The sequence below is a fragment of the Arcobacter vandammei genome, assembly GCF_016106035.1.
Classification (GTDB): Bacteria; Campylobacterota; Campylobacteria; order Campylobacterales; family Arcobacteraceae; genus Aliarcobacter; species Aliarcobacter vandammei.
This window is the reverse complement of the sequence record NZ_JADKPZ010000021.1, coordinates 17,580-31,326: the sequence shown is the minus strand read 5'-3', so window position 1 is coordinate 31,326 and position 13,747 is coordinate 17,580. Positions and strand designations below refer to the sequence as shown.

General features: G+C 24.5%; 16 protein-coding genes. 15 read left to right on the top strand and 1 reads right to left on the bottom strand.

From position 1 onward, the window contains the following. The first annotated feature begins 171 nt into the window (after nucleotides 1-171). From IQC44_RS11705 to IQC44_RS10305, 12 genes are read left to right on the top strand one after another with little or no spacing between them, the layout of a single operon-like run. Nucleotides 172-300, top strand: a complete 129-nt coding sequence (locus IQC44_RS11705; protein ID WP_257120208.1) for a hypothetical protein — start codon at nucleotides 172-174, stop codon at nucleotides 298-300. A 6-nt stretch (nucleotides 301-306) separates the two neighbouring features. Next, a complete protein-coding gene (locus tag IQC44_RS10355; protein WP_198306292.1) occupies nucleotides 307-711 on the top strand; it encodes an acyl-CoA thioesterase in 405 nt (134 codons plus the stop codon). Nucleotides 712-713: 2 nt separating this feature from the next. Next, nucleotides 714-986 carry a phosphopantetheine-binding protein gene (locus IQC44_RS10350; protein ID WP_228286327.1) on the top strand — a complete coding sequence of 91 codons (273 nt, stop codon included), beginning with the start codon at nucleotides 714-716 and terminating at the stop codon, nucleotides 984-986. Next, on the top strand, nucleotides 979-1,641 hold the full coding sequence (locus IQC44_RS10345) for an ABC transporter ATP-binding protein (protein WP_198306291.1): 663 nt from the start codon (nucleotides 979-981) through the stop codon (nucleotides 1,639-1,641). Before IQC44_RS10350 ends, IQC44_RS10345 begins: the two co-directional genes overlap by 8 nt. Next, a complete protein-coding gene (locus IQC44_RS10340) occupies nucleotides 1,634-2,884 on the top strand; it encodes an ABC transporter permease (protein ID WP_198306290.1) in 1,251 nt (416 codons plus the stop codon). The genes IQC44_RS10345 and IQC44_RS10340 overlap by 8 nt, the downstream gene beginning before the upstream one ends. Continuing rightward, nucleotides 2,877-3,611, top strand: a complete 735-nt coding sequence (locus IQC44_RS10335; protein WP_198306289.1) for an outer membrane lipoprotein-sorting protein — start codon at nucleotides 2,877-2,879, stop codon at nucleotides 3,609-3,611. The genes IQC44_RS10340 and IQC44_RS10335 overlap by 8 nt, the downstream gene beginning before the upstream one ends. After that, nucleotides 3,604-4,674: a hypothetical protein gene (locus IQC44_RS10330; RefSeq protein ID WP_198306288.1), complete on the top strand. Its 1,071-nt coding sequence runs from the start codon at nucleotides 3,604-3,606 to the stop codon at nucleotides 4,672-4,674. The genes IQC44_RS10335 and IQC44_RS10330 overlap by 8 nt, the downstream gene beginning before the upstream one ends. A 9-nt stretch (nucleotides 4,675-4,683) precedes the next feature. Then, nucleotides 4,684-5,409: a 3-oxoacyl-ACP reductase family protein gene (locus tag IQC44_RS10325; protein ID WP_198306287.1), complete on the top strand. Its 726-nt coding sequence runs from the start codon at nucleotides 4,684-4,686 to the stop codon at nucleotides 5,407-5,409. Next, on the top strand, nucleotides 5,409-5,930 hold the full coding sequence (locus IQC44_RS10320) for a hotdog family protein (RefSeq protein WP_198306286.1): 522 nt from the start codon (nucleotides 5,409-5,411) through the stop codon (nucleotides 5,928-5,930). Before IQC44_RS10325 ends, IQC44_RS10320 begins: the two co-directional genes overlap by 1 nt. Continuing rightward, on the top strand, nucleotides 5,927-6,769 hold the full coding sequence (locus IQC44_RS10315) for a hypothetical protein (RefSeq protein WP_198306285.1): 843 nt from the start codon (nucleotides 5,927-5,929) through the stop codon (nucleotides 6,767-6,769). The genes IQC44_RS10320 and IQC44_RS10315 overlap by 4 nt, the downstream gene beginning before the upstream one ends. Then, nucleotides 6,759-8,078 (top strand): hypothetical protein, encoded by a 1,320-nt coding sequence (locus IQC44_RS10310; RefSeq protein WP_198306284.1) that lies wholly within the window; start codon nucleotides 6,759-6,761, stop codon nucleotides 8,076-8,078. Before IQC44_RS10315 ends, IQC44_RS10310 begins: the two co-directional genes overlap by 11 nt. Continuing rightward, nucleotides 8,071-8,964, top strand: a complete 894-nt coding sequence (locus tag IQC44_RS10305; RefSeq protein WP_198306283.1) for an ACP S-malonyltransferase — start codon at nucleotides 8,071-8,073, stop codon at nucleotides 8,962-8,964. Before IQC44_RS10310 ends, IQC44_RS10305 begins: the two co-directional genes overlap by 8 nt. Before the next feature lie 15 nt (nucleotides 8,965-8,979). Here IQC44_RS10305 and IQC44_RS10300 read toward each other — a convergent pair whose 3' ends face one another. Continuing rightward, nucleotides 8,980-10,215 carry a BaiN/RdsA family NAD(P)/FAD-dependent oxidoreductase gene (locus IQC44_RS10300; protein ID WP_198306282.1) on the bottom strand — a complete coding sequence of 412 codons (1,236 nt, stop codon included), beginning with the start codon at nucleotides 10,213-10,215 and terminating at the stop codon, nucleotides 8,980-8,982. A 66-nt stretch (nucleotides 10,216-10,281) separates the two neighbouring features. On the opposite strand from IQC44_RS10300, the gene IQC44_RS10295 reads away from it, so the two are divergent. The 3 genes from IQC44_RS10295 to IQC44_RS10285 all read left to right on the top strand — a co-directional run bounded on the left by IQC44_RS10295 (nucleotide 10,282) and on the right by IQC44_RS10285 (nucleotide 13,741). Next, on the top strand, nucleotides 10,282-11,130 hold the full coding sequence (locus IQC44_RS10295; RefSeq protein WP_198306281.1) for a polysaccharide deacetylase family protein: 849 nt from the start codon (nucleotides 10,282-10,284) through the stop codon (nucleotides 11,128-11,130). 226 nt (nucleotides 11,131-11,356) lie between these two features. Continuing rightward, a complete protein-coding gene (locus IQC44_RS10290) occupies nucleotides 11,357-12,739 on the top strand; it encodes an MBOAT family O-acyltransferase (RefSeq protein ID WP_198306280.1) in 1,383 nt (460 codons plus the stop codon). Nucleotides 12,740-12,748: 9 nt separating this feature from the next. Further along, nucleotides 12,749-13,741, top strand: a complete 993-nt coding sequence (locus tag IQC44_RS10285; protein WP_198306279.1) for a hypothetical protein — start codon at nucleotides 12,749-12,751, stop codon at nucleotides 13,739-13,741. The last annotated feature ends 6 nt before the right edge of the window (nucleotides 13,742-13,747 follow it).

Here is a 13,747-nt window from a genome sequence, read left to right as displayed (position 1 = left end):
ATATTGTGTCATTTTTCTACTCATATTTTACCCTTTGATTATATCTTCTAATTTTACTCTAAGAGAATATAAATTTAAAAATATTTGTTCAATTTTCTTGGGGTATTATAATCTTCGGGTCTTGGAATTTTTAGTGCAATTACAGCATTAAATGAAAATTTAGTTCCAGCAATGCCTTATGCAAAAACAGATTTAGGAATAAAAATAACAAATCAAAGTTTAAAAAAAGATATAAATCTCGTATTTATATTTAATATTGCTATTGGTGGGCATATAGCCATTACTGTGCTTGAAAAGTAAATTTATATGAAAAATAAAATATTTAAAACTCAAGTATTTCCAAAATTCAATGAATTTGATATGTATGGAATTATGCACCATATGAACTATTTTTCTTGGTTTGAGTTTTCAAGATATAAATTTTTTCACCAGAAAGATATTGATTTAAAAAAATTATTTAAAGATGGTTATTCTTTTGTTCTAATACAGAGCAATGTAAGGTATCACAAAATGGTTGATTCTTTTGATGAGTATTTTGTAACTTGTAGTATTGATAATGATAAATTATCTTCTCAAATAATCTTGAAACAAAATATTATAAATAAAAACAATATCTTATTTGTTAGTGCAATAATAACTATTGCATTAGTTAAAAATAAACAGTTGGTATTAAAAATACCAGAAGAAATAAAATTAAAACTAAAGGATTAAAAATGGATATGAACTATATTGAAAAAAGAAATGAAATAACAAAAAAAGTAAAGGAGTTATTAATTGAGTCTTTAGGATTAAATATGAAGATTGAGAATATTGAGACTGATGTACCATTATTTGGTCCTTTAGGTCTAGGTTTAGATTCTGTAGATGCTTTAGAATTAGTATTAAGTATCGAAAAAGAATACAATATTATGCTAGGAGATAATGTACAAAAAATACTTTATTCAGTAAATACTATTGTAGATTACATAATGAAAAACCATGAATAACTTATTAGAATTAAATAATGTGTTTAAAAAGTATGACAATTTCATTGCATTAAGAGATATTAATTTAAAAGTATCCTATGGAGAATTTTTAGTACTTTTTGGACCTAGTGGCTCTGGAAAATCTACTCTATTAAACCTTCTTGGTTTAATAGATAACATAGATGATGGAAGCTTATTATTTAAAGGTTTAAATGTTAAGAACTATAACAAAGACCAATTAAGCGAAATAAGGTTAAACAATATAGGATTTATTTTTCAAGATTTTAATTTAATAGAAACATTAAATGTAGAAGAGAATATTCTTCTATCTTTATGGGGACATAAAGATTTTAATAAACATAAAGAAAAATTAAATTTTATTCTAAAAATCCTAGATATTGATAAAATAAAAGATTCTTATCCAACAATGATTTCAGGCGGACAAAAACAAAGAGTTGCAATTGCTAGAGCTTTTATAAAAAATCCTGACTTAATTGTTGCAGATGAACCAACTGCTAATTTAGACTCAAAAAATGCTCTAAATATTTTAGATTATATGAAAAAATTATCAGAAGAGTTAAATACAACTATAATAGTATCAACTCACGATAATAAAATAATTGAAAGAATAAGTAATAAAATTATGCTTGTTGATGGGAGTTTAAACTATGAATAAAATTATTTTTATAAAACAACTTCTTTTAATTTCATTTAAAAATTTAAAACGAAATCTTAGGCGTTCATTATTAGTTTCCTCAGGAATTATTATTGGTTCAATTGCTTTATTTATCTTTGCAGGATATATAAATGCAATTAATACTCTTTGGGGAGATGAACTAATTCATAGTGAATATGCTCATATTCAAATAGTAAAAAAAGATTATCTAAATAGTGATGAAAATGACAAAAAAAAGATGATTAGTAAAGAAACTATAGAAAATATATCTTCTTTATTAAAAGAATCATCTGATGTAAAAGTTATTACTACTAGAAGTTATTTTGGTGGTTTTATTGGCAATGATAATTCATCAGTAATATTTGTTGGAAGAACTCAAGCCGAAGAGAATGAAAGATTAATCAGAAAGCAAACTCCAAAAGTTACAAGTGGAAAATATCTAAACGAAGAGGATCAATCAGGAGTAGTATTAGCAGAAGGTTTAGCTGAAAAATTTGATGCAAAAGTTGGAGATGAACTTATAATTCTTACAAGTTCAATTGATGGTAGCACAGAAGCTGTTAGTGTTAAAATTCGTGGCTTAGTATATTTTAAAGATAAATTTTTAAATAATAAATACCTAATTGCAAATGATAGTTTTATTAATGAAAATCTCTTATATACAGATTCTACCCATAGAATTTTAGTTTTATTAGAGGATGAAACATATATTGATGAAACATTAGAAAAATTAAATAATTATTTCTTGGCCAATAAGTTAGATTTAGAAGCTTATAATTGGAAAAAAATAGCTATTTATTTTACAGATGCAATTAATATGTTTAATGCCTTTTTCATAATTTTAACAGCTATATTAGCAGTTGTTATTATTTTTTCGGTTTCAAATAGTATATTTATGTCTATTATGGAAAGAATGCGAGAATTTTCAACACTTAAGGCAATAGGTATAAAAGATAAAACAATTTGTTCAATGCTTTTTATTGAAGGCTTTATTTTAAGCATCATATCATTCATTATCTCATTGTTAATTGTATTGTATTTAGAACAATATATTAATAATTCAGATTTTTATCTACCACCTTTCCCAGGACAAGCAGACAAAACTAGATTTGTAATATTAATAGATTTAATTGTGACATTCAAAATAGCACTTTTTGTTCTAATAACAACTTTTATATCAAATCTATTTCCTATTATCAAAATGAAAAATACATCTATTATAAAAGGATTAAAATATGTTTAGAAATTTATTAGTTTTATTAATATTGTGTCTAAATTTAAATGCAAATGTTGATTTGTCTAGTTTGGAAAAACAATATTTGGAAAAGTTATATGAGATTAATGATGTAGATTATAGCTACAAAAACTCTTTAGAGATAATCCCTTTTGAAAATAATAAGGAAGATAAAAAAAGTACTTTAACTTATATATATAAAGATCAACAAAAATCTCTAATTATTTTTCAAAAACCAAAAAGCATGGAAGAGAAAGTTGTACTATCAATTGGTAAAAACAAATGGCTATACTCTCCAAAAGTATCAAAAGCAATTAGAATTGCTAGTTCTTCATCACTATATGGTGATGTGTCTGTTGAAGATATTTTAAAATATTCTTTAAAAAATGATTATGAATTAAATCAAATTGAAAAGACAAACAATACTGTAATTTTCACTTTTAATGGTGTAAAAGATGGGCTTTATTTTTCTAAAAAAGTTATTGAATATGACAATAAATCAGAAAAAATATTGAAAGTTAATAACTATTCAAGGAATAATTTTCATCTAAATAGTGTTGAATATTCAATAGATGAAGATGGAAATGAAGTTTATAAAATTGTAAATAATATAAATAAAAATAAATTTACATTTGTAAAATTACTTCCAAAAGAGAAATTAAATAGTGTAGATGAGAAGTATTTTCAGACTTCTAATCTTGACAAAGTTTATAATTGGTTTTTAAATAATGAATAAAATATTATTTTTACTATTTATTTCAACTATATTGCATGCCGAGAATAAATATATTTCAAATATAAAAGTAGATAATAGCTTATCTTTTGAAAAGAAATATTATGATGTTCAAGATTCAATATATCTAAAAGATTTAGATAGAGATAAATATAAAATTGATTATAAGTTAAATATAAAAGCTGATATATTAACTGATACAAAAGTTGAAAGTAAAATAACATATCAAGATAATAATCATAAAAAAGATTTTTATATAAACACTTTTTCTATAGAAAATAGTAACTTTTCTTTATCAAAAAATATATTTATGCTAGGAAACTCTTTGGTTTATAGACCTTTAGATAATATATTTAACTATTCAACTTATGATGACTATGGTATTTGGAATATATCTTATACACAATATCATAGTTTTGGAAGTAGTAAATACTTTTTTATACCAAAGATAGACTCAAACAATGATGATTTATATGTTCAAAAAAACAATATGTTTGGATATGTAAACAATAGTATATTAAATAACTTTGAAATAAATAATCTTTTATTTTATAGTGATGGATACGATTATAATCAAAAGTTTAGTAAACATTTTATTTTGGCATCTTACGGAAATATGCAAATTAATAGTACAGACATAATATTATATTATGATTTATTGCTAAAACAATATAGTAATTTTCTTAATGCTAGAAGCCTCGTAGGAATAAGTAAAAACTTACCAAAAGATTTTATTTTAAATTTTGAAACTTACTATAATCATATTAATGTAAAGATAGATGAAGATTCAAACAAAGAAGATTATGAGCTAAGTAATAACAAAAATTTCTCTATTGCTTACTCAATTTTTAAAGAGTCTTTATTGCCAAAATTAGATTTTACATTTTTCAATGATTATAATTTTTATAAAAAAATTTTAAAAACTGGATTAACTCTAGAATATCAGTTTAATCCAATGACTTTCTCTCTTGAATTAATTAATACTTATGCGAGAAATAATGAGATGTTTGACAAAAGTAATGTTTATAAAAATAGTATAAACATAAAATTACAATATGATTTTTAGGAGGATTATATGAAAAAAGTGGCTTTAGTAGTTGGTGGGAGTAAAGGTATTGGAAAAGCTATAGTTGAAAGATTTGTAAAAGAAGATTATTTTGTATATTTTACATATAATCGTTCACAAAAAGCAGCTCAAGAAATTGTTAGTAACTTAGGAGAAGATAAAGTTGAAGCTTTTTTATTAACAGCAAATGATGATGAAAATGCAACAAAACTTATTCAAAAAATATCAAATGATAAAGGTAAAATAGATGTTTTTGTAAATAATGCAGGAATTACAAAAGATAACTATTTTTCAATGATGAGTAAAGCTGATTGGAATAGTGTTATTGATGTGAATTTAAATAGTGTATTTCATCTTACAAAATTAGTAAGTAAAATTATGATGCAAAAGAAATCTGGTTCAATTATCCTAATCTCATCAATAAGTGCATACATTGGACAAATTGGTCAAGCAAATTATAGTGCTAGTAAGGCTGCTTTAATAGCTTTCTCAAGATCAGTAGCAAAAGAGTTGGCAAAATTTAATATTAGAGTAAATACTATCACTCCAGGATTTATTCAAACTGATATGACAAAGAAAATATCTACTAAAATTTTAGAAGAGTATATAAAAAATATTCCGCTTCAAAGACAGGGGCTACCTGAAGAAGTTGCAAATGTTGCAAACTTTTTGGCATCAAATGAGTCATCTTACATAACCTCATCGAATATAGTTGTAGATGGAGGGTTAATATAATGGCAAAAATTTCTTTAAACTTAGATGCACAAACAGTATATAAACTTTTACCTCAAGCTGATCCTTTCGTATTTGTAGATAAAGTATTAGAGATTACAGATGATTTTAAATTTATAAAAGCTCAAAAAACTCTAACAGGTGAAGAGGATTTTTTTAGAGGACATTTTCCTACAAAAAAGATATTTCCAGGAGTTCTAATATCTGAAGGTCTAGCACAAACATTTATAGCATTAGGAAGTATAAGAAGTTTACTTTCAGCTGGAGTAACCGTTGATCAACTTAAAAATATGAATAGCATAGATTCAAGTTCTATATCTATGTCACCTAGAATTTTCTATCTTGTAAAGGTAGATATAAAGTTTATAAAGATTGTTGAAGCTGGTGAAACTATTGTTTACAATGTAAAACAACTAAGCGAGGATCAAGATAATCTTAAAAAAATAGAAGTATTTGCAACTACAAAACAAGGTATGGTTGCAAAAGGAATACTAACAACATACGATACAGGAGAAAATGTATGAAAACTAAATCTATAATATTTATTTTCGGATTTTTCTTAATAAGTTCATTATTCTATATATTAAGTGACAAAATAGAATTAACTAAACAAGATAATACTTATATATTTTTAGATAAGTTAAATGAATGTTCAAAAAATAAAGATTGTTCAAAAAATATTTCTAAAGATGAAATAGATACATTTTTATCTCTTTTAAAAAATAATTTTTTTATTCCAACTACTCAAGATAATAAAAACTTTAATCTTCTACTCTCAGAAAACAAAGAAGAGATAACTTATATTTTTAATAATCTTGAAGAAACTCTATCTAAATCTAACTATCCAATAATTGCTCTTTATTTATTAAGATATTATGATTTAAATGCAGAAAGTTTTATTAAACATTTTTATGAAAAAACTAATATAAACCTATATAAAGAAGCTGCAAATAATATAACTTTCTTATTTCTACAAAATCAACTTATTGATTATATAAATAGAGGTAAAGAGATAGATAATAAAGATTATGATTTTAATGCTTTAGAATCTTACTATTTTCTTATAGAAGCAAGAGATGAAAGATCTATTATTAATAAAGTTAGATTTGTAAATAAATGCATAGACCTAATAGAAAGAAACTTTCAGCTAAATCAAAACTCTTATTACAATAGATTATATCGTTTAGTTATTCATTCAAATTTACCAGAGTCATTTGTAAATAATGAATATAAACAATCTGATATGAAATTATTTGAAAATAAATTTAAAGATAAAAGCTTCTTAGAAATCTATCCAAACAAAGAGAAAAAAATAGATGAAGATGTTATGACAACTATTGAAAGGATTACAAATGCAAAGTGAATCTATTATTCAAGTAATAAAATATATATTGTTAATATCAACAGTTGGTATTTTATTTTTTATTGATATTGAACTAGCACTGTTTATAGATTTATATTTATATTCTCTAATAATGTGGTATTGTGTAGTATATAAAAAGTTTGACATTATAAATTTTATGATGTTTAGTGTATTTTTGCTTATGTCTATTTTTTATTATATATTTAATATAAAAGATGTTATTCCATATACAGGAATTGTTATTTATATAAATTTTATTTTTCTAACAATTTATTTTATATTTACAAATAGAACATTAACTTATATAGCTAAGCAATATACAAATGAAGAAAAAAAACCAATTTTGTATACAAATATATTTTCTATATTTTCTTATGCTTTAGCAATAGCTTTATCTTTTTTACTGAAGCCAAATATACTCTATATAATTCTTCCTATAGTTATAATTGTTTTAACATCTATTTATCTAAATAAAATTAGAAGATATTTTAATTCAAAGTTTGAAAAAAAAGAAATTTTATTCAAACAGCAAAGTAAAGAAAAAATACAAAACCTTTTTTCAGATAATGAGATTTTTTCAAAAGAGTTCAAAGATTGTAAATATCTACTAAAAGAAGTATCTTCAAATGAAGAGTTAGCAACTTTCAATAACTTACTAAGAATATCATATGAACAATATGTGCCTTTATTAAAAAATTCTTCAAAAGATGATTATTTTGATGAAATTCTAATAAAAGAGTTAGATGAATATTCTAAGCTTTTCATCCTATATTTAGAAGATTCTACTCCTATTGCTACATTGAAAATTTCCTTAAAAGATATAAATAATAAATTACCATTAGAGTATATAACCTTACCAAAAAATCAGACTTTACCAAAGTTAGACCAACTTTTTAAAGTTGCAGAATATGGAAAACTATCAATTGTGCCTAAATATAGAAATGGAGAGATTTTAGATATATTATTTAGAGGAACAGTTTTTTATATTATAGAAAACAAAGTTTCTATAATTTACAGTGATGCTTATATTAAAGTTGCATCTATATATGAAAAAATGGGCTTTAAACATCTACATAAAGATGAGATAATAGATATAAATTCACATAAATCAAAAATTATGTACTTAAATATATCTCATATTATTTCAAATATATATAGCGATTTCAAAGAAGATATAGATAAAGATACACTTTTTGAAAAAATCAAAGAGTATTTAGATTATCTAAAAAATTCAAAAATAAATAATAAATATATATTTGAACAAACTGATTTACATTTGAAATTAGAACAAAAGGATATTGATGAGTAAGAATATTTTTATGTTTGAAGGTCAAGGAACTTTTGAACCTGGTTTTGGTAAGAGTTATTTAAAAAACAGTACATTCAAAGGATATATTGAAGAAATATCTGATTTAACAAAAATTGATATTTCTGATATAAGTTGGGGCAAAAGTTCAATAAAAACACCATTAGATAATAAAAAACTACAAATCTCTATATTTGCAGTAAATTATGCAATAGCAAAAACTATTGAAGATCTAATTGGTACACCAAACTATGTTTTAGGACATAGTTTAGGTGAAGTTTGTGCTTTAATTTATGCAAAAAAGCTAAGTTTAGAAGATGGGTGCAAACTTATTTTAAAAAGAGGTGAATTAATGCAAAATAGCACATATAATATAGAACAAGGTATGTTAGCAATTGCTATTTCAAAAAATAGTGACTTAATTGATTCTATATTAAACAATAATGTCTCTATAAGTAATTTAAACTCATCTGAACAAATAGTAGTCTCTGGTCTAATGAAGAATCTTATAAAAGTAAAAGAACTATGTATTAAAAATCAAATCAAATCAACACTATTAAAAACAAATATTGCTTGTCATAACTCTATTTTAAATGAGACACAAAATGAATTATCAAAAACAATTGACTTATTAGAATTTAATGATAGTGAAATTGATTTTATCCCTATAAATTTAAACAAAGTATTATCTAAAAAAGATGAAATAAAGGAAAATTTAAAAGTTCATATAGTAAATCAAGTAGATTGGCAAAGTAATATGCACTATATGGCTAGTAACTTCTTAGACTATAATTTTATTGAAATTGGTTCTAGTAATATCTTAAAAAATTTCTATATTCAAGATAGAATTGATTTAAATATAAAATTAACGAGAAATTTTATATTTTAAAGCAAAAACTGGGAATTAAACTCTTAATTTCCCAGCTAAAAAACCACTTGAAAAAGACCATTGAAGATTGTATCCACCACAAGGTCCATCAATATCAACTAACTCTCCACAAAAATATAAACCTTTTACAATTTTACTTTGCATAGTTTTTTGCTCAATCTCTTTTAAACTTACTCCACCTCTTGTAATCATAGCTTGTTTAAATCCGTCATGTCCAACAACAGTAAAAGGTGTCCAAACCAAAGTTTTTATAAGTTTTTCTCTTTTTAAGCCCTCTATTTGTTTAAATCGTAAACTTTTATCAATTTCACAAATATTTAAAATCTCATTTGCAACACTACTAGCCAATAAAGTTTCTAAATTTTGTAAAATATTATTTTGTGGATTTTTTGCTATCTCATCTTTTAAATGTTTATAAACTTCTTCTTCATTTTTTCCTTTTAAAAAATTTATCAAAAGTGGAACTTCATCATATTTTTCTAAAATTGGAGTGATTTCTCTAGCAAAATCCAAAATAACTGGTCCTCTAAAACCCTCTTTTGTAAAAATCAAATCTCCTACAAGTTTAAGATTTTTATATTTTGGAATATTTACTTTTAATATAGCTTTGGCGATTGTATCAGCCTTGCAAGAGCCAAAATTTTTCTCTTTTGTAAAAAGTGGCATCATAGCTGGATGAGTGTTTGTGATTTTATGTCCAAAACTTGAAGCAAATTTGTATCCATCTCCACTTGCTCCCAAAGTTGGATAACCCAAACCTCCTGTTGCTAAAATTAAATTTTTACTTTTAAAAATATCATCTTTGCTACTTAAAACAAATGTATCTTCATTTTTCTCTATTTTTTCAATATTTATAGAAGTTTTTACAACAACATTTAAACTTTTTAACTCATTTCCCAAAGCTTCTAAAATCACACTTGAACTGTGATTTATAGGGAAAATCCTAAATCCATCTCTTGCAATTGTTTCTACTCCAATAGAAGCAAAAAAAGACAATAAATCATCTCTAGTAAAGCTATCAAGTGCATCTTTTATAAATCTTCCATTTTTTCCAAATTTCTCACAAAATTCATCTTGACTTAGAGTATTTGTAAGATTACATTTTCCTCCACCTGTTGCTTTAAGTTTTAGTGCAATTTGTGGCATTTTTTCAATTAAAAGCACCTTTTTACCATCTTTTGCTGCACTAATACTTGCCATTATTCCAGCAGGACCTGCTCCTAAAACTATTAAATCATAAATATTGTCCAATTTTTCGCTTCTTTTATTGAGTTTTTTGTATTATAGCAAATTGATTTTAAGCCTCTAGGGAAATTTGTGTTTAATTTTGGTAAAACTTATATTATCTTCATCTTTTTATCTATAAATCTATTTGCAATGAATTTTAAATCTATTTGTGAGAATGAAAATTTAAAAAATAGATTTTTTTGTAAAAAATATTTGATTGAAGAGACTCAAAAGAGTGAAGAAAAAATAGAAAATAAGAAAATAGCATATTTAACTTTTGACGATGGACCATTAAGAGTAACTACAAATATTTTAGAGATTATTGACCAAGAAGATATTTTTGTAACTATGTTTTTTATTGGACACCAAATGGAAACTTTTAAAACTATATATAAAAGTGCATTAAATAATAAAAATATAACGATTGGAAACCACACATATTCTCATGCAAATAACAAATATAAGAAATTTTACAGCAAACCTTTAGAAGTTGTAGAAGATATCAAAAGAGCGAATAAATTAATTGAAAATGATAGATTTTCTAATACTTCATCAAATTTTCTACCTGTAAGACTAGCTGGAAGAAATGTTTTTAGGCTTCCAAATATTCAAAGAGATGATAATATGATACCTTTTCCTCAAAGAGAAACTGAAATTTTAGGCTATGATGAAATTTATAATGAAGGTTACTATATTTATGGTTGGGATTTAGACTGGTCATATGAAGCAAATGGAAGACCAATTCAAACTCCAGAAGAGATTTTTCTAAAAATGGAAAAAATATATAAAAATAAATCTTCATTAAAAGAGAATAAAGTAGTTTTACTAATGCACGATTTTATGTTTTTAAATAAATATGATGGCAAAGAAAACTTATCAACTCTTATCAAACTTCTAAAAGATAATGGCTGGAGTTTTGATAATATAGAAAACTACTAAAAACTACTTTACAAAATATGTATGAAAAATATCAGCTAAAATATAAAGCACAAAAAGTGATAAAATAATATTTCTATAAGACAAAATTTCTCCTTTTAAGTAAATTTGAATATTACAAGTTTACTTAAATATTAAGCAAACTAAATAATAAAATAATAATCATTTCGCTAATATTACACAATTTTTTACTAAATTTCCACAATTTTTTTCAGCAAAAAGGGTCGCATTGCTTTTTAATTCTTATGAGTTTTTACTCGTATTTTTACCAATAACTTTAATACTATATTTTTATCTAAATTCAATAAAAATGGTAACTCTTAGTAAAACCATACTTGTATTTGCAAGTTTGTTTTTCTACTCTTGGTGGAATCCTATATATCTGTTTTTGATTTTAGGAAGTATGGTTTTTAACTTTTTAGTTGGAAAATCTTTAGGTAAAAAAGCAGATAAAAATATGCTTACATTTGGAATTATTGGAAATGTTGCACTTTTGGGATATTTTAAATATGCAGATTTTTTTATTACAAATTTCAACTGGGCATTTAATAGCGAAACTCCCCTACTTCATTTGGCTTTACCTTTAGCAATTAGTTATTTTACCTTTCAACAAATTGCTTTTTTGGTTGATAATTATAGAGGTGAAGTAAAAGAGTTTAGTTTTTTAAATTACTCTTTATTTATTACATTTTTTCCACAACTTTTAATGGGTCCAATAGTTCATCACAAAGAGATGATGCCACAATTTGCCCTAAAATGGAGAAGTTTACTAAGATGGGAAAATATCTCTTTGGGGCTTTTTATCTTTTCTATTGGATTAGCAAAAAAGACTTTGCTTGGAGATCCACTAACTGATTATGCACAATACGCTTTTGATAATGCCCAAAAACTAACAATGATTGAGGCTTGGTATGCTTCAACATCTTATGTTTTATCATACTATTTTGACCTTTCAGGCTATGCTGATATGGCTATTGGAATTGCAAAAATGTTTAATATTGATTTGCCAAAAAACTTTAATAGCCCATACAAAGCAAGAAATTTTGCTGATTATTGGAGAAGATGGCATATGACACTTAGCCGATTTTTGGGAGATTATATATATAAAAGTTTAGGTGGAAACAAAAATATTGTTTGGATAGTGTATTTAAATATTATGATTACATTTTTTGTATCTGGATTTTGGCACGGAGCTGGATGGACTTTTATTGTTTGGGGATTAATAAATGGTGCTTTTGTTGTAATGGCACATATGATGAAAAAAGCAAACTTACAGATGAATTTCTATGTCGCTTGGTTTTTGATGTTTATTGGATTAATCATAACAAGAACTCTATTTGTTGCCAAAGATTTTAGCGATGCTTGGTATGTTATAAAAACTATGTTTAATCCATATAATCTTAAATTTGAAGCACTTTCTCATATAGATTTAACTTGGCAAAGTTTCTATATTGTTGTAGCCTTGATTTTGGCTTTAGGATTTAAAAATAGTGGACAAATAGCTGAAAATTTCAAACCAAATTTAAAATATACTCTATATACAATTGTACTTTTATGTGCAAGTTTGTTCACTTTCTCAAGTGCAAAAGAGTTTTTATACTTTCAATTTTAGGAAAAATAGATGAAAAAACATAAAAGATATATATTTGCTTCAATATTTTTCTCACTTCTAATCTTTATTTTGGGAATTGGTGTTAAATATATTATTGACCCTGTTGGATTAAATAACAAATTTGATACAGGACTTTACAAAGATGTTGCCTTAGCTTATAGAACTCAAAAATTTGTAGAAGTAAATAACTTTAAACCAAATACATTAATTATTGGTGGAAGTAGAGTTCACTATTTGGATAATAATGATTTAGAAAAATATACAAATGATAAAGTTTATAATCTTGGTTTTAGTTTCTCAACTTTAGAAGAACAATACTACTATTTAAAATACTCTTTAGAGCATTTTCCTATAAAAAATGTTGTACTTGGGCTAAATTTATACCCTTTTAGCCAAAAACTTGAAGATAATAGCAGCGATTTTGATAAAGATTTACTTGAAGATGGATTTACTATTTTTAAACAAATCAAACACTATGTTGAAGTTCCTCTTTTTAAATATCTTAAATATGTTTTAAATAATAAAAACATAGAAGCAACTTATAAAGATGGAGGAATAACAGCTTATCATCAAAGTGTTGTTATAAAAAACAATCCAAAAGAGCCTATGTGGGAAGGAACTTTAAAAGGATATAAAGAGAAATATGAAAACTTTTTGGAGTGGGGAGAAGATAGCCTAACTTACTACAAAATGATAGTTGAACTTTGTGAGAAATACAATGTAAATCTAAAAGTTTTTACAACAGCAGTTCACTCTGATATGCTAAAACTTCTTGAAGAGACAGACAAAGTGGATATATTTCAACTTTGGAAAAGAGAGCTATCAACTATCTATCCTTATTGGGATTTTATGTATGAAAATAGTATTACAAATGATAAAGATGCATATATTGACCCTTCTCATTTAAAACAAGAGTATGGAAAATACTATTTTGCAAGATTATTTAATGATAAAAATGTTGATGTTCCAAATGATTTTGGAGTATATATAAAGAAAAAGTAGAGAAAA

Excerpts from the sequence above, each read along its gene's own strand:
- IQC44_RS10285 (WP_198306279.1), top strand. The coding sequence starts at position 12,749 with ATGAAAAAACATAAAAGATATATATTTGCTTCAATATTTTTCTCACTT.
- IQC44_RS11705 (WP_257120208.1), top strand. The coding sequence starts at position 172 with ATGCCTTATGCAAAAACAGATTTAGGAATAAAAATAACAAATCAAAGT.
- IQC44_RS10340 (WP_198306290.1), top strand. The coding sequence starts at position 1,634 with ATGAATAAAATTATTTTTATAAAACAACTTCTTTTAATTTCATTTAAA.
- IQC44_RS10335 (WP_198306289.1), top strand. The coding sequence starts at position 2,877 with ATGTTTAGAAATTTATTAGTTTTATTAATATTGTGTCTAAATTTAAAT.
- IQC44_RS10330 (WP_198306288.1), top strand. The coding sequence starts at position 3,604 with ATGAATAAAATATTATTTTTACTATTTATTTCAACTATATTGCATGCC.
- IQC44_RS10345 (WP_198306291.1), top strand. The coding sequence starts at position 979 with ATGAATAACTTATTAGAATTAAATAATGTGTTTAAAAAGTATGACAAT.
- IQC44_RS10325 (WP_198306287.1), top strand. The coding sequence starts at position 4,684 with ATGAAAAAAGTGGCTTTAGTAGTTGGTGGGAGTAAAGGTATTGGAAAA.
- IQC44_RS10350 (WP_228286327.1), top strand. The coding sequence starts at position 714 with ATGGATATGAACTATATTGAAAAAAGAAATGAAATAACAAAAAAAGTA.
- IQC44_RS10310 (WP_198306284.1), top strand. The coding sequence starts at position 6,759 with ATGCAAAGTGAATCTATTATTCAAGTAATAAAATATATATTGTTAATA.
- IQC44_RS10315 (WP_198306285.1), top strand. The coding sequence starts at position 5,927 with ATGAAAACTAAATCTATAATATTTATTTTCGGATTTTTCTTAATAAGT.
- IQC44_RS10355 (WP_198306292.1), top strand. The coding sequence starts at position 307 with ATGAAAAATAAAATATTTAAAACTCAAGTATTTCCAAAATTCAATGAA.
- IQC44_RS10320 (WP_198306286.1), top strand. The coding sequence starts at position 5,409 with ATGGCAAAAATTTCTTTAAACTTAGATGCACAAACAGTATATAAACTT.
- IQC44_RS10305 (WP_198306283.1), top strand. The coding sequence starts at position 8,071 with ATGAGTAAGAATATTTTTATGTTTGAAGGTCAAGGAACTTTTGAACCT.